The 23,383-nt window shown below is 70.9% G+C and carries 19 protein-coding genes; 13 read left to right on the top strand and 6 right to left on the bottom strand.

Annotated elements, in window-relative coordinates; genetic code table 11:
- Positions 1–49 precede the first annotated feature (49 nt).
- Positions 50–1,132, top strand: a complete 1,083-nt coding sequence (locus G3I56_RS16350) for an NDP-sugar synthase (RefSeq protein WP_164409713.1) — start codon at positions 50–52, stop codon at positions 1,130–1,132.
- A 162-nt stretch (positions 1,133–1,294) separates the two neighbouring features.
- Here the strand turns inward: G3I56_RS16350 and G3I56_RS16345 are convergent, their stop codons facing one another.
- The 4 genes from G3I56_RS16345 to G3I56_RS16330 all read right to left on the bottom strand — a co-directional run bounded on the left by G3I56_RS16345 (position 1,295) and on the right by G3I56_RS16330 (position 5,342).
- Positions 1,295–2,311, bottom strand: coding sequence for a DNA-3-methyladenine glycosylase 2 family protein (locus G3I56_RS16345; protein ID WP_164409712.1), 1,017 nt, complete (start codon positions 2,309–2,311; stop codon positions 1,295–1,297).
- Between the two features lie 77 nt (positions 2,312–2,388).
- Positions 2,389–3,741: a coenzyme F420-0:L-glutamate ligase gene (locus G3I56_RS16340; RefSeq protein ID WP_164409894.1), complete on the bottom strand. Its 1,353-nt coding sequence runs from the start codon at positions 3,739–3,741 to the stop codon at positions 2,389–2,391.
- A 26-nt stretch (positions 3,742–3,767) separates the two neighbouring features.
- Positions 3,768–4,727: a 2-phospho-L-lactate transferase gene (cofD, locus tag G3I56_RS16335; protein WP_164409711.1), complete on the bottom strand. Its 960-nt coding sequence runs from the start codon at positions 4,725–4,727 to the stop codon at positions 3,768–3,770.
- 111 nt (positions 4,728–4,838) lie between these two features.
- Positions 4,839–5,342, bottom strand: coding sequence for a cysteine dioxygenase family protein (locus tag G3I56_RS16330; protein ID WP_164409710.1), 504 nt, complete (start codon positions 5,340–5,342; stop codon positions 4,839–4,841).
- A gap of 673 nt (positions 5,343–6,015) precedes the next feature.
- On the opposite strand from G3I56_RS16330, the gene G3I56_RS16325 reads away from it, so the two are divergent.
- From G3I56_RS16325 to G3I56_RS16315, 3 genes are all read left to right on the top strand, one after another.
- Entirely contained in the window at positions 6,016–6,279 is a 264-nt protein-coding gene (locus G3I56_RS16325) for a WhiB family transcriptional regulator (RefSeq protein ID WP_010034659.1), read from the top strand.
- A gap of 199 nt (positions 6,280–6,478) precedes the next feature.
- The gene (locus tag G3I56_RS16320) at positions 6,479–10,156 is read left to right on the top strand and encodes a glycosyltransferase family 2 protein (protein ID WP_164409709.1); all 3,678 of its coding nucleotides are present in this window, start codon (positions 6,479–6,481) and stop codon (positions 10,154–10,156) included.
- Entirely contained in the window at positions 10,153–11,646 is a 1,494-nt protein-coding gene (locus G3I56_RS16315) for a DUF5719 family protein (protein WP_164409708.1), read from the top strand. Before G3I56_RS16320 ends, G3I56_RS16315 begins: the two co-directional genes overlap by 4 nt.
- Positions 11,647–11,706: 60 nt before the next feature.
- On the opposite strand, the gene G3I56_RS16310 is transcribed toward G3I56_RS16315, so the two are convergent.
- Positions 11,707–12,156, bottom strand: coding sequence for a metallopeptidase family protein (locus G3I56_RS16310; protein ID WP_164409893.1), 450 nt, complete (start codon positions 12,154–12,156; stop codon positions 11,707–11,709).
- 315 nt (positions 12,157–12,471) lie between these two features.
- Here G3I56_RS16310 and G3I56_RS16305 point away from each other — a divergent pair, with 315 nt between their 5' ends.
- The 8 genes from G3I56_RS16305 to G3I56_RS16265 all read left to right on the top strand — a co-directional run bounded on the left by G3I56_RS16305 (position 12,472) and on the right by G3I56_RS16265 (position 20,816).
- The gene (locus G3I56_RS16305; RefSeq protein ID WP_164409707.1) at positions 12,472–12,891 is read left to right on the top strand and encodes a DUF3499 domain-containing protein; all 420 of its coding nucleotides are present in this window, start codon (positions 12,472–12,474) and stop codon (positions 12,889–12,891) included.
- 131 nt (positions 12,892–13,022) lie between these two features.
- Positions 13,023–14,390 (top strand): phosphomannomutase/phosphoglucomutase, encoded by a 1,368-nt coding sequence (locus G3I56_RS16300; RefSeq protein WP_164409706.1) that lies wholly within the window; start codon positions 13,023–13,025, stop codon positions 14,388–14,390.
- A gap of 167 nt (positions 14,391–14,557) precedes the next feature.
- On the top strand, positions 14,558–14,728 hold the full coding sequence (locus G3I56_RS16295; protein WP_133928598.1) for a Trm112 family protein: 171 nt from the start codon (positions 14,558–14,560) through the stop codon (positions 14,726–14,728).
- A 30-nt stretch (positions 14,729–14,758) separates the two neighbouring features.
- Positions 14,759–15,898 (top strand): SIS domain-containing protein, encoded by a 1,140-nt coding sequence (locus G3I56_RS16290; RefSeq protein ID WP_164409705.1) that lies wholly within the window; start codon positions 14,759–14,761, stop codon positions 15,896–15,898.
- A 95-nt stretch (positions 15,899–15,993) separates the two neighbouring features.
- Positions 15,994–17,145 (top strand): mannose-6-phosphate isomerase, class I, encoded by a 1,152-nt coding sequence (gene manA / locus G3I56_RS16285; RefSeq protein WP_164409704.1) that lies wholly within the window; start codon positions 15,994–15,996, stop codon positions 17,143–17,145.
- Between the two features lie 179 nt (positions 17,146–17,324).
- Complete coding sequence (locus G3I56_RS16280) at positions 17,325–18,302, top strand: cation diffusion facilitator family transporter (protein WP_164409703.1); 978 nt, start codon at positions 17,325–17,327, stop codon at positions 18,300–18,302.
- Positions 18,303–18,572: 270 nt separating this feature from the next.
- Positions 18,573–20,030: an adenosylhomocysteinase gene (ahcY, locus tag G3I56_RS16270; protein ID WP_164409702.1), complete on the top strand. Its 1,458-nt coding sequence runs from the start codon at positions 18,573–18,575 to the stop codon at positions 20,028–20,030.
- 168 nt (positions 20,031–20,198) lie between these two features.
- On the top strand, positions 20,199–20,816 hold the full coding sequence (locus G3I56_RS16265) for a hypothetical protein (protein ID WP_164409701.1): 618 nt from the start codon (positions 20,199–20,201) through the stop codon (positions 20,814–20,816).
- On the opposite strand, the gene G3I56_RS16260 is transcribed toward G3I56_RS16265, so the two are convergent.
- Positions 20,813–21,763 carry an RDD family protein gene (locus tag G3I56_RS16260; RefSeq protein WP_164409700.1) on the bottom strand — a complete coding sequence of 317 codons (951 nt, stop codon included), beginning with the start codon at positions 21,761–21,763 and terminating at the stop codon, positions 20,813–20,815. The genes G3I56_RS16265 and G3I56_RS16260 overlap by 4 nt on opposite strands.
- Before the next feature lie 130 nt (positions 21,764–21,893).
- Here G3I56_RS16260 and G3I56_RS16255 point away from each other — a divergent pair, with 130 nt between their 5' ends.
- A complete protein-coding gene (locus G3I56_RS16255) occupies positions 21,894–22,901 on the top strand; it encodes a stage II sporulation protein M (protein ID WP_164409699.1) in 1,008 nt (335 codons plus the stop codon).
- The last annotated feature ends 482 nt before the right edge of the window (positions 22,902–23,383 follow it).

Raw genomic sequence — 23,383 nt, 5'->3', positions numbered from 1 at the left:
CCGACCGGACGGCGTTTCGGTCGGTCCCGGCAGGAAGCAGGGACGACAGGTGACAGAAGCGATCCTCCTGGTCGGCGGCAAGGGCACCCGGCTGCGTCCGCTCACCGTGCACACCCCGAAGCCGATGGTCCCGGCGGCCGGGGTCCCCTTCCTCACGCACCAGTTGGCGAGAGCGAGAGCGGCGGGGGTTGAGCACATCGTCCTGGCGACCTCCTACCTGGCCGAGGTCTTCGAACCGCACTTCGGTGACGGCTCGTCGCTCGGCCTCCATCTGGAGTACGTCACCGAGGACGAACCCCTCGGCACGGGCGGCGCGATCCGCAACGTCGCCTCGCGCCTGCACTCCGCCCCCGACGACCCGGTCCTGGTCTTCAACGGCGACATCCTGACGGGCCTGGACATCAGGGCCCTCGTCCGCACCCACGAGTCGACGCGGGCGGACGTCTCCCTCCACCTGACCCGAGTAACGGACCCGAGGGCCTACGGCCTGGTCCCCACGGACGCGACCGGCCGGGTGACAGCGTTCCTGGAGAAGCCGCAAACCCCCGAGGAGATCGTCACCGACCAGATCAACGCGGGGGCGTACGTCTTCCGCCGCTCGGTCATCGACACGATCCCGGCAGGCCGCCCGGTGTCGGTGGAGCGGGAGACGTTCCCGGAACTCCTCTCCATCGGCGCACACCTGCAAGGCCTGGTCGACTCCACGTACTGGCTGGACCTGGGCACCCCGGCGGCCTTCGTACGCGGCTCGGCGGACCTGGTACTGGGCCGCGCCCCGTCCCCCGCCGTCCCCGGCCGCTGCGGCGACCGCCTGATCCTCCCCTCCGCCCGGGTGGCCCCCGACGCCAAGCTGACCGGCGGCACGGTGGTGGGCGAGGGCGCCTTCGTGGCGGAGGGCGCACGCGTCTCGGGCAGCACGATCCTGGCGGGCGCGGTGGTCGAACCGGGCGCGGTCATCACCGACTCCCTGATCGGCGCAAGGGCCCGCGTGGGCGAACGCTCGGTCCTCACGGGCACGGTGATCGGCGACGGCGCGATCATCGGCGCCGACAACGAACTGAGGGAGGGTGTACGGGTGTGGTGCGACGCGAGAATCCCACCGGGCGCACTCCGCTTCTCGTCGGACCAGTAGGCAGGGTTTCCCACCCACGCATGAAGCCCCGGCCCAGGCATCTTCAGCCCGTCCGGCGTTTGAGGACGAGGCCCCTTCAGGACCGAAGCGGGGGTCTGGGGGCGCAGCCCTCAGGTTCAGGATGGGACGGGTAGGGGCGGCGGGGGCGAGGAAACACCCCCCTCACAGCCGCCCGATATCTCCCTTACGCATACGCGGCCCCCGCCGCCCCGGCGTACGCCCACTCAGCAGAATCAACCGAGCCGCCCGATGCCGCTGCCCCGCATACGGCTCCAGCAACGACAACATCACCTCGTCATCCGCATCCCGGTCCCCCGCCAGCGCAAACCCGACGATCCCCGGCAGATGCAGATCCCCCACAGTCACCGCGTCCGCCGCCCCATGACTCCGCTGCACAACCTCCGCCGAGGTCCACGGCCCCACCCCGGGAACCACCTCCAGCCGAGCCCGCGCCCGCTCCGGATCCAGCGCCACAGCCTCCTCCAGGCGCCCCGCGACCCGGACAGCCCGCAGAATCGTCGACGCCCGCTTGTCATCGACCCCGGCCCGATGCCACTCCCAGGACGGAATCAGAGCCCAGTCCCGAGCCGCGGGCGCAACGAACAACCCTGGGGGCAGACCCTCGGGCCCAGGCGCAGGCTCCCCGAACTTCCGTACGAGCAACCGCCAGGCCCGATAGGCCTCGTCGGTCGTGACCTTCTGCTCCAGCACGGACGGAATCAGCGACTCCATGACCAGTCCGGTCCGGGTCAGCCGCAACCCCGGCCGCCGATGCCGCGCGAGCGCGACGATCCGGTGCCGAGGCGCGAACACCTCGGGATCGTCGGCCGACCCCAGCAACTCGGGCAACCGCTCCAGTAGCCACTCGGCCCCGGGCCCCCACGCCTCCCCCCGGACCACCCCGTCCCGCAGCGCGACCTGCAACGTCCCGGCCCCGGCAGGCGTACGGCTGGCCCGCCACACGGACCCGTCCGGCGCCGCCCGGAACGTGGGGTCGCCCGGCCCCCGCCGCAACGGCCCCAGAACCAGCCCGAGGTCGAGCGGCACACCGGGCACCCAGGTCCGGGTCCGCCCCGGCGCGCCGGCCTGCCGCGGCACTCCACCGGGCACGACGACATGCCCACCCCGCACGGTCGTACGAGTGGGCTGGGAGGGCCGAGAAACGAACCGTCCTGCCACGAACCGTCCCTAGCATGCGAAGAACGAACAAACCCAGAAGAAGCGAACCCTCCAAGGGGGACAGCCCCCACAACATCTCACCGCACCTCGATGAACGCCCCCGCATCCCGATCCACCCGAGGCTGCGGCGCCTGAGCCGGATGCCCGACCGCGACCGCCCCCATCGGATCCCACCCCGCCGGCAGCCCCAGCACCTCCCGCACGACATCCCGGCAGAACATCGTGGACGACACCCACGCCGACCCGAGCCGCTCACCGGCGAGCGCGACGAGGAAGTTCTGTACCCCGGCCCCGGCCGCGACCACGAACATCTCCCGCTCGGCCCCGTCCCGCCGGGCGTCCCCGTACGTGTGCGACCCGTCCATCACGAGACAGGGCACCGCCAGATACGGCGCCGCCCGCAGCACATCCCCCCGCCGCACCCGCTTCCCGACGGACTCCTCGCTCTTCCCGTCCCGCCGCAGATCCGCGATCCAGGCGTCCCGCATCGCGTCGAGCAGTTCTGTCCGCGACCGCTCCGACTCCAGCAGTACGAAGCGCCAGGGCGTCGTGTGATGAGGAGCGGGCGCGGTCACCGCGGCGGCCACCGCCCGCCGTACCGCGCCGGGGTCCACGGGCTCGTCCGTGAAGGCCCGCACCGTACGCCGCTGGGTCACCGCCTCCCGTACGGCCTCCGACGTACCGAGCCGGAACATGTCGTCGCGGGCGTCGCGCACCAGAGCCCGGGCCCCCGCATCCTCACCGTCGTCATCGCCCTCGACCACCACATGCGGCAGCCCGCGTACGACGGCGACGGGCAGTCCCGACGCCTTGCCCTTGACCAGATCCCCGGCGGCGGCCAGTTCGTCGGCTGTCGCCACGACCGTCGCGGAGAGCGGATTGCCGTGCGCGTCGGTGCCCCCGCGCAGATCGTCGAGCACACGCACGCCCGCGGCGCCGATCGCCACATCCGTGAGCCCGGCGCGCCAGGGTCGTCCGAAGGTGTCGGTCACGACGACCCCGATGTCGACGCCCAGCGCGTCTCTGAGGCCGTCCCGGACCGCACGCGCGGACGCGTCGGGATCCTCGGGCAGCAACAGCACCGTCCCGGAGGGCGTGTTGGAGGCGTCGACGCCGGCCGCGGCCATCACCAGGCCCTGCCGGTTCTCCACGATCCGCAGCGGCCCGCGCCGGGCGACGACCCGCACGGTCTCGGCGTCGATCGCGGCCTCCCGGTCCGCCGCCTCGACGACGCGGCCCTCGGCTTTGGACACGATCTTCGAGGTGACGAGCAGCACGTCCCCGTCGAGCAGCCCGGGCTCGGCGGCGGCGATGAGCTTCGCGAGATCGTCCCCGGGCTGAACCTCGGGCATCCCACCCACGGCCCAGACCCGATACCCGTCACCGTCGCCGCTACCACTACCACTACCGCCACCGGTACCCGTACCGATCGCACCCTCACTGGAAAGCTCGCCGCTCAAGCGCCCCGCACCTCCTCCGCCAGCGCGAGCGCCTCGCGCGCCATCTGCGCCGACGCCTCCACGTCCGTCATCATCAGCGGCACAGCACGGCAGCGGATGCCCGCCGTCTCCACCCGCTCCACCGTGCCCGCGTCGACCGTGTCGACGAGCCAGCCGTCCAGCAGCCCCGAACCGTAGTGCTCGGCGACCGCCGCCGCCGTGGCCTCCACGCCGACCGCCGCGAGCACCTTGTCGGCCATCCCGCGCACGGGCGCGTCCCCGACGATGGGGGAGAGGCCCACCACGGGCACCCCGGCCTCGGCGATCGCCTCGCGGATCCCGGGCACGGCCAGGATCGTGCCGATGGACACCACCGGGTTGGAGGGCGGGAAGAGGATCACGTCGGCGTCGGCGATCGCCTCCAGGACCCCCGGTGCCGGCTTCGCCTGTTCAGCGCCGACCGGCACGATGGCCTCGGCCGGTACGGAGGCCCGCAGCCGCACCCAGTACTCCTGGAAGTGGACGGCCTTGCGCTCGCCGTCCACCTCGACGGCGACATGCGTCTCCACACGGTCGTCGGACATCGGGATGAGCCGCACCCCGGGCTTCCACCGGTCGCACAGCGCCTCGGTGACGGCGCTCAGCGGATAGCCCGCGCCGAGCATCTGCGTGCGCACGATGTGCGTGGCGAAGTCCCGGTCGCCGAGACCGAACCACTCCGGCCCGACGCCGTACGCCGCGAGCTCCTCCTTCAGATGGAAGGTCTCGTCGGTCCGCCCCCAGCCCTGCTCCTCGTTGATACCGCCGCCGAGGGTGTACATCACCGTGTCGAGATCGGGGCAGACCTTCAGCCCGAACAGGTGAATGTCGTCCCCGGTGTTGCCGATGACGGTGATGTCCGCGTCCGGCACGGCCCGCTGAAGACCGCGCAGGAACCGGGCACCGCCGATGCCGCCTGCCAGAACCACAATGCGCATACCGACAAGTCTTGCAGGCGGGTACGACAACGCGTCGACCGGTCGCCGGGCCCGGTCGCGAGGAACCCTCTGTCAGCCCTCCGGGCTGCTCCGAGCCGCTCTCGGTCGGTCTCAGCCGGTCACACCGGTAACGGCAGCCGACGGCGCGCAGCGCGCCGAGTGCATCGGCATCTCCGTCAGGCCCGGGTAGTAGACGTGCAGGCTCACGGCCGGTTCGAGACTGTCGTTGACCACCTCGTGGACGTACCCCGGAGCGAACACCCGCTGCACCCCCGCCCCCAACGCGCGCGTGCCGCTCTCCGTCCGCTCGGTCAGCTGCCCGTCCAGGACCGTCAGGACACCCGACGAACCGCCGTGGTCGTGCAGCCCGCTGCCCTGCCCGGGGACCCAGGACAGCAGCCACACCTCGTAGCCGGGGCCGGTGCGCAACCGGTGGTACCAGCGCGAGGTCGCGTCGTACTGGACGAGGTGCGCCCAGTGGGAGCGGTCCGCGGCGATGGTGCGGGCCAGGCCGACGAAGTCGGCGACGGTGGCCGGGTGCTCGCGCGGCGCCTGGAGGAGGTGCGCCACTTCGAGGATGTCGCCGGCGATCTGGAGGTCGCTGTCGCTGTTCATGAGTGCGGAGGTCCTCGGCGGGAGAAGTGTGGGGGTTGGCTGGGTGTCGCGTACCGTCCGCCCGGGTCACGGGTGGGAAAGGCATCGCCCTGGTGTGGGCTTCGAGGGAAACAGCAGCCGAGTCACGGTGGACTCAAGGGCAGCCGGAGCTCGCCTGAGCTCAACAGCTGGAACAGCAACAACAGCTACAGCGAACACGGGCAGCACCGAGGGACCGCGCGGGGCGGGTCGAGGTGAATGCCAAGTTCGCGAGCATGCCCACAAGGACATCGGTTCACACCATCACTGTCAACTCGACGCCCGGTATGTGGGACATGTTTCACCTCATCCGGTTCATCTCCCAGGCGAAAGGTTTGTTCGCCCGGCTTCGCGGACACATGGCGCACAACCAGGCGCATGGACCTCGGAACGAGATCGAACTTCTGGGCGTCCTCCCCCGTGCAGGCTCTGTGCGGGGGTAGTCGTCCCCTGGGGCCTCCTCTGCCTGTCAAGGTTTATGCCGATTTGAACACTTTCCGCATAGCCTTGGTTCCGCAGAGTGAATAAGAGGCCCAATAGCAGATCTCGGCTTGACTCGCCCGGATCAGCACACTTGTAATTTCACTCGTGTCGTTCGGCCGATACCGGTCGACGACAACCTCACGGGGACGCGAAAGACAGACGAGGGGCGCACATGACCGAGACGGTGCAGCAACTGCTGGTCGACGACGCGGACGAGGAACTCGGCTGGCAGGAGCGCGCGCTGTGCGCCCAGACCGACCCCGAGTCCTTCTTCCCCGAGAAGGGCGGCTCGACCCGCGAGGCCAAGAAGGTCTGCCTCGCGTGCGAGGTCCGCTCCGAGTGCCTTGAGTACGCCCTCGCCAACGACGAACGCTTCGGAATCTGGGGCGGGCTGTCCGAGCGGGAGCGCCGCCGTCTGAAGAAGGCCGCGGTCTGAGGCGTACGGCACCGGGCTCCACGTAACGCAGCACACGGCAACGCAGCACAACGAACGGCCCGTCGCGGGTGGAGTTGTCCACAGGCGGCGGGCCGCCGTGCTGCCCAGCCGATAGTGTGGCTGTTCGTCCGAGACGCCCCGCCGCTCACAGAGGGCACAGGCGTCCACCACAGTCCACCGAACCGGGGCCCGTACCTCGATGTCCGCGCACAGCCACACCGCAGCCGACTACGGCACTGCCACCACGCCCGAGTTCCCGCGTCACGTGGTGACCGCGGTGCTCGTCTCCCACGACGGCGCCCGCTGGCTGCCCGAGGTGCTCGCCGGGCTGCTCGGGCAGGAGCGCCCGGTGCAGAACGTCATGGGGGCCGACACCGGCAGCGCGGACGAGTCCGCCCAGCTGGTCACCGAAGCCCTCGGCGCCGACCGCGTCCTGCACCTCGCCCGCCGCACCGGCTTCGGCCAGGCCGTCGAGGAGGCCAACCGCACCGCGCCCGTCCTCACGCCGGACGAGCTGACGTACCTGAAGCGCCCCAGCGGCTGGGACCCCGTCACCCGAAGCTGGCGCGACGACGCGTACGACATGCCGGAGCTGCCCCACGGGGAGCCGGTGCAGTGGCTGTGGCTGCTGCACGACGACTGCGCCCCCGACCCGGACGCCCTGGCCCAGCTGCTGCGGGTCGTGGAGCACGAGCACGAGTTGGGCCGGGGCGACGACATCGCGGTCGTCGGCCCCAAGCTGCGCGGCTGGTACGACCGCAGACAGCTCCTCGAGGTCGGCGTCACCATCGCCAACTCCGGCCGCCGCTGGACCGGCCTGGACCGCCGCGAGCAGGACCAGGGCCAGCACGACCACGTGCGCCCGGTGCTGTCCGTGTCCACCGCGGGCATGCTCGTACGGCGCGACGTCTTCGACGAACTCGGCGGCTTCGACCGCCGGCTGCCCCTGATGCGCGACGACGTCGACCTGTGCTGGCGCGCCACCGCCGCCGGCCACCGGGTCCTCGTCGCCCCCGAGGCGGTCGTACGGCATGCCGAGGCGTCCTCCCGTGAGCGTCGCACCGTCGACTGCGTGGGCCGCACCTCCGCGTCCCCGCACAAGGTCGACAAGGCCGGCGCCGTCTACACCCTGCTGGTCAACAGCCGTACGGCACAGCTGCCCTGGGTGCTGCTGCGCGTGATCCTCGGCACGCTGGTGCGCACGGTGGCGTATCTGGTCGGCAAGGCCCCCGGACAGGCCGTCGACGAGATCCGCGGCCTCCTGGGCACCCTGCTGCGGCCCGAGCGGATCATCGCCGGGCGCCGCCGACGAGGCGTCGCCCAGATCGACAAGGGCGAGCTGCGAGCCCTGTTCCCGCCGCCCGGCGCGACCGTGCGGGCCACCATCGAACAGGTGGCCGGCGACTTCGGCGGTCGCTCCGACCCCGAGGTCACCTCCGGCGCGGGCCGGCACGGCGGCGCTGTCGAGTCCGGGCCCGGCGGTGACGACGCCGACTTCCTGGAGGTCGAGCAGTTCGTCCGCCTCAAGCGCATCGCCCGCAAGCCCGGCCCGGTGCTCTTCCTCGTACTTCTGCTCGTCTCGCTCGTCGCCTGCCGTGAACTGCTCGGCGGCGGTGCCCTCGTGGGTGGCGCGCTGCTGCCCGCGCCGGCCGACTCCGCCGAACTCTGGGCGCGCTATCTGGACGCCTGGCACCCGGTGGGTGTGGGCGACACCTCGTCGGCGCCGCCCTATCTGGCCCTCGTCGCGATGCTCGCCTCCACGCTGTTCGGCTCGGCGGGCCTCGCGGTCACGGTCCTGCTGATCGCCGCGGTGCCGCTGGCCGGCTTCACTGCGTACTTCGCCTCCCGCCCGCTCGTCGAATCGCGGCTCCTGCGCGCGTGGGCGGCCGTCGTCTACGCCTTCCTGCCCGCCACCACCGGCGCCCTGGCGGGCGGCCGGATCGGCACCGCCGTACTCGCCGTCCTCCTGCCCCTCATGGCCCGCGCGGGCATCGCGGCAAGCGGTCTGACGCACGCGTCGGGAGCGCGCGGCAGTTGGCGCGCCACCTGGGCGTACACGCTGCTGCTGACGATCACCACCGCCTTCACACCGATCGTGTGGCCCATCGCCCTGCTGCTCGGTCTCGCGCTCCTCGTCGTGCGTCGGGGTGAGATCACCGCCTATGGGCTGCGCTTCCTGGCCCAGTTGGGCGTGCCCCTGCTGGTGCTGGCCCCCTGGTCGCTGTCCCTGCTCCCGTTCGGCTTCTTCCAGGAAGCCGGCCTGGAGTACGGCTCCGGTTCCGCCGGAGCCCTCGACCTCCTCAGCGCCAGCCCGGGCGGCCCCGGCACGGTCAGCGGGCTGATGCTCATCGGCGTCGTGCTGGCCGCACTGGCCGCCCTGCTGCGCACGGAGCGCCAGTTCGGCATCTGGACCGCCTGGGCGGTCGCCCTGCTGGCGCTCGTCTTCGCGGTCCTATCGAACAGTTCGACGTGGGCCGGACCCGCGACCCTCGTCTACGGCCTCGCCCTGCTGGCCGCCGCCGCGCTCGGCGCCGACGGGGCACGCTCGCGCGTGGCCGAGCAGAGCTTCGGCTGGCGTCAGCCGGTCGCCGCGCTGATCGCGTTCGCCGCCGCCGCGGGCCCACTGCTCCTCGCCGCCGGCTGGATGATCGGCGGCGCCGACGGCCCCCTGGAACGGCGCGACCCCGTCCAGGTGCCCGCGTTCGTCGCCGAGGAGAGCGGCACCCGCGACCAGGCCCGCACCCTGGTCCTGGCCAGCGACTCCACCGCCCGCGTCGGCTACACCCTCGTCCGTGGTTCCGGCGCCCGCCTCGGCGACGGCGAACTCGCCGCCCAGAGCGGTGAGAACGAACTCCTCGACAAGGTCGTCGCCAACCTCGTCGCGGGCTCCGGCGCCGACCAGGCCGACGAACTCGGCGGCTTCGCCGTGCGCTACGTCCTCGTCCACAAGGGCGCGCCCCGGCAGGTCGGCCGCATCCTCGATGCCACGCCCGGCCTGAGCAGGCTGAGCCAGCAGGACGGCGGCGCCCTGTGGCGCGTCGACCAGCAGGTCTCGCGCGCCGCCATCGTCCCGGCGTCCGGCTCCGGTGCCCCGCAGTCCGTCCCCGCCGGACCCGTCGACATCCACACCACGATCCCGGCCGGCTCCGGCAGCCGCGTCCTGCGCCTCGCCGACTCCGTCGACGAGGCCTGGACGGCCACGCTGGACGGCAAGCCCCTCACCCCCACCACCCTCGACGGCTGGGCCCAGGGCTTCGAGCTGCCCTCCTCCGGAGGGAAGCTGGACGTCACCTTCGACACCCCGGTCGGCCACACCGCCTGGCTGTGGACACAGGGCGCGCTCGCCGTCGTCCTCGTCGTCATGGCTCTGCCGGGCCGCCGTCGGGACGTCGACGACGACCTTCCCGAGGAAGAGCGCGAGATCCCGGCCCAGGCCACCACCGGCGACGGCCGCCGCGCCCGCCGCCTGCGCGCCCAGGCGGAGGCGGACCAGACGGAACAGGCCGACGAACACGCCGAGTTCCCCTCCGCCACCCCTCCTCCTCCGGAGGAGGCCCCGGTCGCGATCCCGCAACAGCAGCCGTACGGCGACGAATGGAACACCGCGGCCTACGCGGGCACCCAGTACGACGGCTACAGCGCCGACCAGTACCAGAACGCCCAGCAGTACCCACCGGGCACCTACGATCCGGCGTACCAGGGGGATCCGTACCAGAGCGGCCAGTACGACCCGTACGCGTACGGCGGTTCACCGCAGACGACGTCGTACGACCAGACGTACAACCAGGGTTACGACCCCGCGTACGACCCGGCGCAGCCACAGCAGCCGCAACAGCCGCACCCGCAGGGTGAGCGCCCCGACGGGAGCCAGCAGTGAACCGCACCACCATCTCCCTGCTCGCCGGCACGACCGCGCTCGCCGCCGTCACCGGCTTCGCCTCCATCAGCACACCGGACGCGTCCGACGCGGGCACGGCCAAGGCAGCCGCCCAGCTGCCCGTGGAGCGCACGAGTCTGCTCTGCCCGGCTCCCAGCACCTCCGACCTCGCGGAGACCACGTACACGTCCTTCACGCCCGTCACAGAGGGCACCGGGAGCGACGGCAGGGCCGAACTGGCCGCCGCCACCGCGGAGTCGGCCACCGGCGCGAAGGGGAAGGGCAAGGCGAAGGCCGCCAAGCCCGTCGTCACCCCCAAGGAGCCCGGCAAGCCCGTCACCGGGGACACCTCGGGCGGTGACGCGCCCGCGCTCGTCGGCACCGCCGAGGGGAAGTTCGCGCCGGGCTGGACCGTGCAGGAGACCACCGAGGTCGCCGCGGGCACCGGGCGCGGCCTGCTGGGCGTCAACTGCACCGTCCCGGACACCGAGTTCTGGTTCCCGGGCGCCAGTACCGCCGCCGACCGTACGGACTACGTGCATCTGACCAACCCGGACGACTCCGCCGCGGTCGTCGACATCGAGCTGTACGGCAAGGACGGCAGCCTCAAGTCCGAGGTGGGCGAGGGCATCACGGTCCCGTCGCACGGCAGCGAGCCGATCCTGCTGTCCACGCTCACCGACGGACCGCAGGCCGACCTCACCGCGCACGTGAGCGTGCGCAGCGGCCGGGTCGGCGCCGCCGTCCAGGCCCTGGACGCCAAGACCGGCGGTGACTGGCTGACGGCGTCCACCGAACCGGCAGGCAGCCTGGTCCTGCCGGGCATCCCCAAGGACGCCACCTCCGTGCGCCTGATCGCCTTCGCGCCCGGCGACAGCGACGCCGACCTGAAGGTGCGCCTCGCCTCCCCGACAGGCCTGATCACCCCGGTCGGCAACGAGACACTGCACATCAAGGCGGGCATGACGGCCGCCGTCGACCTCGGTGACCTCACGCGCGGCGAGGCGGGCTCCCTGGTGCTCACCCCGACCGGCACATCGGTGCCGGTCGTCGCCGCCCTGGAGGTCGTACGCGGCAAGGGCGCCAAGCAGGAGAGCGCGTTCATCCCGGCCACGGGCCCGGTCTCCGCGCGCGCGACGGTCGTCGACAACACCGCCAAGGGCACCACGCTCTCCCTGACAGCCCCGGGCGGTGCCGCCCAGGTCAAGGTCACGGCGTCCGTGGGCAGCGCGGGCGGTACGGCGGCCACGAAGACGTACACGATCAAGGGCGGCACCACCCAGGACGTCGAACTCCCCGTCCCGGCCGGCCTGAAGGGCACGTACGCGCTGACGGTCGAGCGGGTCTCCGGGGGAGCCGTCTACGCGTCCCGGACCCTCACGGCCCCGGTGGACGGCATCCCGGCCTTCACGATCCAGACGCTGCCGGACGACCGGGGGACCGTGGCGGTACCGGACGCGGAGCAGGACCTGTCGGTCCTCCAGAAGTGACGGACAGAGGGAAGCGTTCGCCCCGGGAGGCGACAAGGGCGCCGACAACGGGTGTCGGCGTCACTCCTCGCCGTACCGCGGATCCACGGTGTCCGGGGTGAGTCCCAGCAACTCGGCGACCTGCTCGACCACGACTTCGTGGACCAGGGCCGCACGTTCGTCGCGGCCCTTGGTCCGGATCTCGACTGGGCGGCGATAGACCACCACACGCGCGGGGTGCCCCTCCCGGGCGGCGATCGTGCCCCCCAGGGGAACTGTTTCGTCGGCCCAGGCCTCGGGCGACCCTTCGAGCTGCGGTACTTCGAGGACGAGGAAGTCGAAGTCCGCGAGCTGAGGCCACCGCCGCTCCAGCCGCTCCACGGAGTCCTGCACCAGATCCGCGAACCCCTCGGCGCGGCTCGCGGAGAGCGGAACCTGCGGCGGTGCCACGGGGCCGCGCATGCCACGGCCGTGGCGATCACGGCGGCGGGGCCCGGGGCCTGCGGCGCGGGGCGGTACGGGGTTGTCCATCACTGACGAAGCGTAGTCCCCGCGACCGACGCACGGGCGCCGGGCACGCTGCGCCCTCGGGTATCGACCGAGGCCGGCCGGCCCGGCGACGACATGTCGCGGGATGATCATTTCAGCCAAGGTTGGGCTCGATTTCGTATGCCCACTTGACCGTCGACGACCCCCTGTCTCATGGCACTTGGCATGATTTATGCCAAGTGGCGATCGGGGCCGACGTTGTTCGGTATCTCGGAACCCGCTGTCGCCCCAGGTCAACGAGGTGTCCTGTAAGACCCGTGTGGGCGGTTTCACACCTCGACACGGGAGAGTGGCCTGGTGGGGAGTCGTCGCGGCCCGCTCAAGAGTGCGGTAGCGTCCAGCGTCGTGAGCCCTGTACGTCGCTGTTCGCGCACCGCTTGCGGCCGTCCCGCCGTCGCGACGCTGACGTACGTCTACGCCGACTCGACCGCGGTTCTCGGCCCCCTCGCCACCTACGCCGAACCCCACTGCTACGACCTGTGCGCCGAGCACTCCGAGCGCCTCACCGCGCCGCGCGGCTGGGAGGTCGTCCGGCTCCTGGACAGCTCCGCTCCCGCGCGGCCCAGCGGAGACGATCTGGAAGCGCTTGCCAACGCGGTCCGCGAAGCGGCCCGCCCGCCGGGGCGGACGGCCGAGGCCGGCGGACCCCGCACGGCGGACCCGCGCGAGGTCGCCCGACGCGGACACCTGAGAGTCCTGCGCTCACCGGACAACTGAGCCACCGGAGCCGTTTTCGGCCTCCTCCCCATCCGCGTGTCCAAAACCTCGTCGTCACCTTCCTGCCACAGGGAGTGTCAGTGAGGGCGGGTAGTTTGGGGCGACCGATGGGACTTTCGGAAAGGTTGGCCGTGTCTGCAGATCTGTCGCAGCTCGTGAAGGCGTACGACGTACGTGGTGTGGTCCCGGACCAGTGGGACGAGCCGCTGGCGGAACTGTTCGGCGCCGCCTTCGTCCAGGTGACCGGGGCGGACGCGATCGTGGTCGGACACGACATGCGGCCCTCGTCGCCCGGCCTGTCGCGGGCCTTCGCGCGCGGGGCGGCGGCACGCGGCGTCGACGTGACCGAGATCGGCCTGTGCTCCACCGACCAGCTCTACTACGCGTCGGGCGCCTTCGACCTGCCCGGCGCCATGTTCACCGCCTCGCACAACCCCGCCCAGTACAACGGCATCAAGATGTGCCGGGCGGGCGCCGCACCCGTCGGCCAGGACACGGGCCTCGCCGACATCCGTGAACTCGTGGAGTCCTGGCTGGACTCGGGCGCACCGGAGCCGGAGCCCGTGACACCGGGCACGATCACGCGGCGGGACACGTTGGAGGACTACGCGGCACACCTCCGCTCGCTCGTCGACCTGACCTCCGTCCGCCCCCTGAAGGTCGTCGTCGACGCGGGCAACGGCATGGGCGGCCACACGGTCCCGACGGTCTTCGCCGGCCTGCCCCTCACCCTCGTCCCCATGTACTTCGAGCTGGATGGCACGTTCCCGAACCACGAGGCCAACCCGCTCGATCCGGCCAACCTCGTGGACCTCCAGAAGCGTGCCCGCGAGGAGAGCGCCGACCTCGGCATCGCCTTCGACGGTGACGCGGACCGCTGTTTCGTGGTCGACGAACACGGCGACCCGGTCTCGCCGTCGGTGATCACGGCCCTGGTGGCCTCCCGAGAACTGGCCCGCAACGGCGGTTCCGGCACGGTCATCCACAACCTGATCACCTCCTGGTCGGTCCCGGAGGTCGTCCGCGAACAGGGCGGCACACCGGTACGCACGCGCGTGGGCCACTCGTTCATCAAGGCCGAGATGGCACGCACGGGCGCGATCTTCGGCGGCGAGCACTCCGCGCACTACTACTTCAAGGACTTCTGGAACGCGGACACGGGCATGCTGGCCGCCCTGCACGTCCTCGCCGCACTCGGCGGCCAGGACGGCCCCCTGTCGGCCCTCGTGGCCCAGTACGACCGGTACGCCGGCTCCGGCGAGATCAACTCCACGGTGGCCGACCAGACAGGCCGCCTCGCGGCGATCAGGGCGGCGTACGAGGGTCAGGAGGGCGTCGAACTGGACGAACTGGACGGCCTGACGGTCACCGCGGCGGACTGGTGGTTCAACGTCCGCCCGTCCAACACGGAACCCCTGCTGCGCCTGAACACGGAGGCACGCGACGAGGCAACGATGGCGAAGGTCCGGGACGAGGTACTGAGCCTCATCCGAGGCTGACCGGCACTCGCCATGCCCGTCCGGGGGGCGCCGCATCCGTTCAGCGGCTCCACCGCGGGCCCTCCCGGCCCAACCCCCGCCCTCTCCACTCCCTCCACGCCGACACCCCGCCCCCCACGGCGGTACCCTGACCAGGCCACATCCGCGCACCCCCGAAGGGACACCACATGCCGCTCGAAGCCGGCCTCCTGGAGATCCTCGCCTGCCCGGCCTGTCACGCTCCCCTCAAGGAGCAGGAGACCGAGTTGATCTGCACCGGTCAGGACTGCGGCCTGGCGTACCCCGTCCGGGACGGAATCCCCGTACTGCTCGTCGACGAGGCCCGCCGCCCCGCGTAAGCCCGTCCCGGCGATCGGAGGTGCCACCCCATGCTCGACGAATCGCTGCTCGACGCCCCTGAGGCGTTGGCGGACGCAGACCGCCGCGGCCTCCTGCGCGGCGCGGCGGAAGCAGGCGCCCGCGTCCGCACCGCCGCCCGGCACGCGGCGGAGGCGGGCATCAACGACCTGCAACCGGACGGCCGCCCCCGCGCCGTCCTGATCGCGGGCCCCGGCGTCGCCGCGGCCTGCGTCGCCGACCTCCTCGGCACCCTCGCCGGCGCGACCAGCCCCGTCATCCGCCTGGCCCCCACGGGCGTCGCCCCCGCGGCGGGTGCCCTGCGCTGGGAGCTGCCGGGCTGGGCGGGTTCCGTGGACCTCCTTCTGATCGCCACCCCCGACGGCACCGAACCGGGCCTGTCCCTGCTCGCCGAGCAGGCCTACCGCCGTGGCTGCACGGTCGTCGCCGTCGCCCCGGCCGACACCCCGCTCACCGAGACGGTTCAGGGCGCGGCCCATGGCCTGTTCGTACGCATGGCGACGGCCCCGAACGAGCCGGGGGAGGCCGACCAGCAGTTCCCCGCGTCCGCCCCCGGGGTCCTGTGGGCGCTGCTCACCCCGCTGCTCGTCCTCCTCGACCGCACCGGCCTGCTCACCGCCCCGCCGGACGCGCTGGAGAAGGTCGCCGACCGCCTCGACCACATCGCCGAACGATGCGGCCCGGCCGTCGCGACGTACAGCAATCCGGCCAAGACCCTCGCCGTCGAACTCACGGACATGCTCCCGGTGATCTGGACGGAGGGCACGTCGGCCGGGCCCGTGGGCCGCCGGTTCACCGCCGCCCTCGCCGAACTCGCCGGCCGCCCCGCGCTCGCCGCCGAACTTCCCGAGGCGCTCGCCGCGCACGGCTCCCTGCTCGCCAGTCGGCTCGCCGCGGGCGCCGACCCCGACGACTTCTTCCGCGACCGGGTGAGCGAGGCACCCGCCCTGCACGCGCGCGTGGTCCTGCTCCGAGACCGCCCGACCGGCGGTCTCAGCGCCGCCCCCACGGCCCGCGAACTCGCCCTCGGCCACGACACGGCGATCAGCGAACTCGAACCGGAGGACGGCGCCGAACTGGAGACCCTGGCGGAACTGATCGCCACCACGGACTTCGCCGCGGTGTACATGGCACTGACCGCCGGAAGCTGACCAGACGTGCAAAGAACCGCGTAAGGCAGACAACCCCTCCACCGCCTCACTCGCCTCATCTCGCCCTCTCCTTCTACCTGCGCAGAAAGACCGGTATGGACCGCCTCGACAACACCATCCGCCCCTACGCCTGGGGTTCCACCACCGCCATCGCGGCGCTCCTCGGCACCGAGCCGACCGGTGAACCGCAGGCGGAGATGTGGATGGGCGCCCACCCCGGCGCCCCCTCGCGCACCGGACGCGGCACGCTCGTCGAGGTCATCGACGCAGACCCGCAGGGCGAACTCGGCGCGGGGGCCGTCGCCAAATTCGGCCCCCGTCTGCCCTTCCTCCTCAAGATCCTCGCGGCCGGCGCCCCCCTCTCCCTCCAGGTCCACCCCAACCTCGCCCAGGCGAAGGAGGGTTACGCGGACGAGGAGAACCGCGGGATCCCGATGGACGCCGGGCACCGCAACTACAAGGACGCCAACCACAAGCCCGAAATGATCTGCGCCCTCACAGAGTTCGACGGCCTGTGCGGCTTCCGCGACCCGTCACAGACCGCCGACCTCCTCGCGGGCCTGGAGGTCGACTCCCTCAAGCCGTACGTCGACCTGCTGCGCGCCCACCCCGAGGAGGCGGCGCTGCGCGAGGTCCTGACGGCCGTACTCAGCGCGGACCGCGAGGACATGGCCCGCACGGTCACCGAGGCTGCGACCGCCTGCGCCCGCCTCGGCGGCGACTACGCCCCCTACGCGGACATCGCCCAGCACTACCCCGGCGACCCCGGCGTCATTGCGGCCATGCTCCTCAACCGCGTCCGACTCCAGCCCGGTGAGGCCCTGTTCCTCGGCGCCGGCATCCCGCACGCCTACCTCAACGGCCTCGGCGTCGAGATCATGGCCACCTCGGACAACGTCCTGCGCTGCGGCCTGACCCCCAAGCACGTCGACGTCCCCGAACTCCTGCGCGTCGTCCGCTTCGAGGCGAGTGGCCCCGGCGTACTGCGTCCGGAGGCCGCCGCAGACGGCGAGGAGGTCTACGAGACCCCCATCGACGAGTTCCGCCTCTCGCGGTACGTCCTCCCGGAGAGCGCCCCCGCCCGCGACCTCACCCTCCCGACCCCGCAGATCCTGCTCTGCACGGCTGGCGCGGTCCGTACCGGAGACATCGAACTCGCCCCCGGTCAGTCGGTCTTCGTACCCGCCAACGAAAAAGCCGAGGTGTCCGGCTCCGGCACGGTGTTCCGGGCGACGGTCGTCGTCTGACTCCACTGAGCAGCACTCGGGGACTGCCGGAGACTGTCCGGGCGCATCCCGGGCACTGGTTGCCAGGGTCCGCGTGACAGCCTGGCGGGTCGTTGTCGGAGGGGGCTGCAACAATGGCCCACCGGCAAAGGGCGGGCAAAGCCCGGGACAGCGAACGTACGAAGGGACAACGCGAACACATGAGCGCGTCAGGCGGCACCAGGGCGATCGTGGCGGCACTCGGCGCCAACCTCGCGATCGCGGCAGCGAAGTTCGTGGCGTTTCTCTTCAGCGGTTCGTCGTCGATGCTCGCCGAGTCCGTGCACTCGCTCGCCGACTCCGGCAACCAGGGACTGCTCCTCCTCGGCGGCAAGAAGGCCCAGCGCGAGGCGACCCCGCAACACCCCTTCGGCTACGGCCGCGAGCGGTACATCTACGCCTTCCTCGTCTCCATCGTGCTCTTCTCGGTCGGCGGCATGTTCGCGATCTACGAGGGCTTCGAGAAGATCAAGCACCCGCACGAGATCGAGCACTGGTACTGGCCGGTGGGCGTCCTCGTCTTCGCGATCATCGCCGAGGGCTTCTCCTTCCGTACGGCCATCAAGGAGTCCAACCCGCTGCGTGGCAACGAGTCCTGGAAGGACTTCGTCCGCCACGCCAAGGCCCCCGAACTGCCCGTCGTCCTCCTTGAGGACCTCGGCGCGCTCGTCGGCCTGGTCCTGGCCCTCGGCGGCGTCGGCCTCGCCCTCGCCACCGGCGACGGCGTCTGGGACGGCATCGGCACCCTCTGCATCGGCATCCTGCTCATCCTGATCGCCCTGGTGCTGGCCGTGGAGACCAAGTCCCTGCTGCTGGGCGAGGCCGCCGGCACGGAAGCGGTCGTGAAGATCGAGAAGGCGATCGTCGACGGTGACACCGTCACCGGCATCATCCACATGCGCACACTCCACCTCGGCCCCGAGGAACTCCTGGTCGCCGCCAAGATCGCCGTCCAGCACGACGACACCGCCGCCGAGGTGGCCACCGCGATCAACGCTGCCGAGTCCCGTATCCGCGCCGCCGTCCCGATCGCCCGCGTCATCTACCTGGAACCGGACATCTACAGCGAGAAGGACGCCGCCAAGGGTCCCGACCGCGAGGCCACCCCGGGCGGCCCGGCCCAGCCCGCCGCCCACTGAGTTCCCCTCCACCCGGTCTTGGTCTGTCCTGATGTGTCCGTAGGCGGACTGGGGCCGGTCGGCCGACAGGTGTAGCTTGGGACGGAGCCAGACGTCGCTGCTGATGGCGGTCGGGCGGTCCCACTGCGGACCGACCGAGGGAGAGAGGGCCTCCGACGGACTGTGCTGCGCGTACCGGGGCATAGCCGTGCCCTCTTCGGGCACCCCTGTGTCCGCCGCCGCGCAGACCAGCCGTACCCACCTCGCCCCAATCTTGAGGAGCAGCCCGTAATGACGACTGTCGACGCCCGACAGGACTTCAAGGTCGCTGATCTCTCCCTGGCCGAGTTCGGCCGCAAGGAGATCACCCTCGCCGAGCACGAGATGCCCGGCCTGATGTCCATCCGCAGGGAGTTCGCCGCCACCCAGCCGCTGGCCGGTGCCCGGATCATGGGCTCGCTGCACATGACCGTGCAGACCGCCGTGCTGATCGAGACCCTGGTCGCCCTGGGCGCCGAGGTCCGCTGGGTGTCCTGCAACATCTTCTCCACCCAGGACCACGCGGCCGCCGCCATCGCGGTGGGCCCGAACGGTACGCCCGAGAACCCGCAGGGCATCCCGGTCTTCGCCTGGAAGGGCGAGACGCTGGAAGAGTACTGGTGGTGCACGGAGCAGGCTCTGACTTGGCCGAACACCCCCACCGGCGGCCCGAACATGATCCTGGACGACGGCGGCGACGCCACGATGCTCGTCCACAAGGGCGTCGAGTACGAGAAGGACGGCAAGGTCCCCTCGCCCGACACCGCCGAGTCCGACGAGCACCGAGTCGTCCTCGAGCTCCTCGGCCGGACCATCACCGACGGCTCGCAGAAGTGGACCCAGGTCGCCTCGGAGATCCGCGGCGTGACCGAGGAGACCACCACCGGCGTCCACCGCCTGTACGAGATGCAGCGCGACGGCACCCTCCTGTTCCCGGCGATCAACGTCAACGACGCCGTCACCAAGTCGAAGTTCGACAACAAGTACGGCTGCCGCCACTCCCTGATCGACGGCATCAACCGCGCCACCGACGTCCTCATCGGCGGCAAGACCGCGGTCGTCTTCGGCTACGGCGACGTGGGCAAGGGCTGTGCGGAGTCCCTGCGCGGTCAGGGCGCCCGCGTGATCATCACCGAGATCGACCCGATCTGCGCGCTCCAGGCGGCGATGGACGGCTACCAGGTGGCGACCCTCGACGACGTCGTCGACAAGGCCGACATCTTCATCACCACGACCGGCAACAAGGACATCATCATGGCCAGCGACATGGCCAAGATGAAGCACCAGGCGATCGTCGGCAACATCGGCCACTTCGACAACGAGATCGACATGGCCGGCCTCGCGAAGATCCCGGGCATCGTCAAGGACGAGGTCAAGCCGCAGGTCCACACCTGGAAGTTCCCCGACGGCAAGGTTCTCATCGTGCTGTCGGAGGGCCGTCTGCTGAACCTGGGCAACGCCACCGGTCACCCCTCCTTCGTGATGTCCAACTCCTTCGCGGACCAGACCCTGGCCCAGATCGAGCTGTTCACCAAGCCCGAGGAGTACCCGACCGACGTCTACGTGCTGCCCAAGCACCTCGACGAGAAGGTCGCCCGCCTCCACCTCGACGCCCTCGGCGTGCGGCTGACCACGCTGCGCCCCGAGCAGGCCTCGTACATCGGCGTAGAGGTCGAGGGCCCGTACAAGCCGGACCACTACCGCTACTGAGCCGGCACCCAGCCAGTGGTGAGCACGTCCGCGCACTGACGCGCTCACCACGAGCAGGTCCTCCGAGGCAGGCCCCCGCACCCCCGTGCCGGGGGCCTGCCCCTTTACCGAGGCTCAGAGGCTCGAAAACTCAAGCGCCAGTGACAGTCCGAAAAATCCAGGACACCCATGCCCCGCGGCCGTTATTCGCTCCACGATCCGCACGATCACACCCCTCTCGCAGAAGAACACTTCCACTGCGCCCCCGGCCCCTCCGGCTGGCGCTACGTCTCCCAACTGACCATCCCCTCGGGCGACCACAGCGGATCCGTCGACCTCACCCTCGACGACCTGGGCCGTCCGATCCGCCTCGAACTCCACGCGGCGAGCTGGCAGGTCCGCGGTGCCGCGCTCGACGGCGTCACCTGGGTGCGCACCGACCCCACCGGCACTCACGCCACCGAAGGCAACGTCCGAGCCCACGCCTTCACCGGCACGTCCCCCGCGTTCCTGGTCGCCACCGCCCGCCTCCTGCGCCTCACCCCCTCCGCCGCCGCAACCCGCGTACGCCTGGTCGCCCTCACCGACCCGGTCCTCGCCCCCCGCACCGTGGACCAGTCCTGGGCCTTGGTGAAGAGAGAAGCACACGCCACTGACAACGCCCCCCTGACTGTGGACGAATACCAGGTCACAGCCCTGGACACGGGCGAACAGCATGCCGTGCACATCGCCGGCGACGTGGTCCTCGCCGCACCGGGCATCGAGCTGGAACACCTCGAGTCCCCGCCGTCCACGTTCGCCGACTAGGCGGGCGGTGCGAACCCACCGGAGGAGCGGCGATCACCGGCCTGACCCGGCGGCGCGGCTTCGACAGCCGGGACAGGCACGGCGGCTTCGACGACCGCAGGATAGGGACCCCCCGGGGGCGGATACATGACGGCAGCAGGCGGTTGCGGAGCTGGAGCCCCGAATGAACCAGGCACTCCGTGTCCACTGATCGCAGCCCTCTGCCCGAACGCCCGCCGAGCCTCCCGCACCTGCCGCTCCTGTACCACCGCCGCCAGATAGGCGGCCGGAGGAACATTCCGCGGCGCCGGAGTCCCGGTACGCGCCGCCACGTCGGCTGCGAGCCGCTCGGCCATGGCCCAGCCCACCTGCGGATCCAGCTGTCCCATGCGCGTCAGATACTGACGTACGGCCAGCCACAACCCGTCGGGCACGCCCGACAGATCGAGCTCCGCGAACCGTCCGGACAACCAGGGCGGCGGCGGAGGAACGAACGTGGTCCGACCGACGGGCACTCGCTCCCGTACGACGAGCGTGCCCGCGACGACGTCACCGAGCCGCCGTCCCCGCGCCGAGACGAGCGAGGCGATACAGGCCACCACCCCCAACGTCATCAGAATCTCCACCACACCGACAGCACCCCTTACCAGCGCATGCCGAAACCGGATCGGCCCGCCGTCGTCCCGCACCACCCGCAGACCGCACGCCATCTTGCCGAGCGAACGACCGTGGCTGAGTGTCTCGACCGCGATCGGCGCACCCACCAGAACCAGAATGAACGCCGCGATGGAGAGAGCGACCTGTGCCGCCTCGTCGAGCGAGGCCGTCGATACGACAAGAACAATGGTGACGACGGTGTAGACCAGCCCGACCACAACAAGGTCGAGCAACACGGCAAGTGCCCTGCTGGGCAGTTTCGCGGGGCGCAGCTCCAGCGCCACCGCCTCGCCCGTAACCAGCTCACTCACGCCTGCCGTCCTTCCCCTGACCTGCCACCGGAACCACCAGTCTGCCAAGCTGAAGGGGCATCGCGCCGCAGTACGACAAGCCGACATCCATGACGTGCAGTCGACGAACAGCCGAGGAGCAGGCAAAACGATGGACCTCGACGTCTTCGTCTCCGCCCACCGCGCCGAGTGGGACCGTCTGGACGCACTGCTGCGCCGCCGGCGCCGCCTCACCGGCGCCGAGGTGGACGAACTCGTGGCCCTCTACCAACGGACCGCCACCCACCTCTCGCTGATCCAGTCGAGCGCCCCGGACCCCCAGCTGACCGGTCGGCTCAGCCAACTCGTGGCACGCGCGCGTAGCGCTGTGGCAGGAACCCGCCGCGCCTCCTGGCGCGATGTCACGCGCTTCCTCACACACGGTTTCCCCGCAGCGGTCTACCGAGCGCGCCACTGGTGGGTCCCCACCGCGCTCATCTCCACGGCGGTGGCCGTTCTCCTGGGATGGTGGATAGGCACGCACCCCGAAGTGCAGTCCTCCATAGCGGCCCCCGACGAACTGCGGGCCCTCACCCGCCCCGGTGGCGAGTACGAGACGTACTACTCCAGCCACCCCGCGGCTTCCTTCGCCGCTCAGGTGTGGACGAACAACGCCCAGGCAGCCGCGATGTGCCTGGTCCTGGGAGTCTTCCTCTGCTTCCCGGTCATCTGGATCCTCTTCCAGAACATGCTCAACGTGGGCGTCGGCCTCGGCCTGATGTCCTCGGCGGGCCGACTCGACACCTTCCTCGGCCTGATCCTGCCGCACGGACTCCTGGAACTGACCGCGGTCTTCGTGGCCGCGGGTACGGGACTGCGCCTCGGCTGGACCGTCATCGACCCGGGCCCGCGTTCCCGTCGCACGGCACTGGCCGAGGAAGGACGGGCAGCTCTGGGAATGGCGATCGGCCTGGCCCTGGTCCTCTTCGTCTCGGGCGCCATAGAAGGCTTCGTCACCCCGTCGGGCCTGCCCACCTGGGCACGCATCACGATCGGGGTCGTCGCCGAACTGGCCTTCCTCGCGTACGTCTATGTCCTAGGCGGTCGCGCGGTCCGCGCCGGCGAGACGGGCGACCTCGAGGCGGTCGAGCGCAGCGCCGCGGTCCCCACGGCTGCCTGATGTGCGGACACGCCTGCCGGACTGCTAGTCTCCTCTTCGCCCTACAAGAGCCGTTGACGCGGCGCGAGTGGGGAGGTAGGTTGGAGCAGTTGCCTAGAACCGGAGAGGTTCGGTGGCGGCGGTGAAAATCTACTGGTTGCTCGAGGACTTAGATTCTTGAGAACCACATCCCGATGAATCTCAGGAATGAACAGCCGGTCAGTCCGGCCAAAAACTTCTGATAAAGTCGGAGTCGCCGGAAAGGGAAACGCGAAAGCGGAAACCTGGAAAGCGCCGAGGAAATCGGATACGGAAACGGTCTGATAGAGTCGGTAACGCAAGACCGAAGGGAAACTGCCCGGAGGAAAGCCCGAGAGGGTGAGTACGAAGGAAGCGTCCGTTCCTTGAGAACTCAACAGCGTGCCAAAAATCAACGCCAAGTTTGTTGATACCCCGGCTCACAGGCTTTGTCTGTGGGTTGAGGTTCCTTTGAAGTAGTAAAC

This window comes from Streptomyces sp. SID12488 (assembly GCF_010548275.1).
In the GTDB taxonomy this organism is placed as follows: Bacteria; Actinomycetota; Actinomycetes; order Streptomycetales; family Streptomycetaceae; genus Streptomyces.
This window is presented reverse-complemented; position numbering and strand designations above follow the sequence as displayed.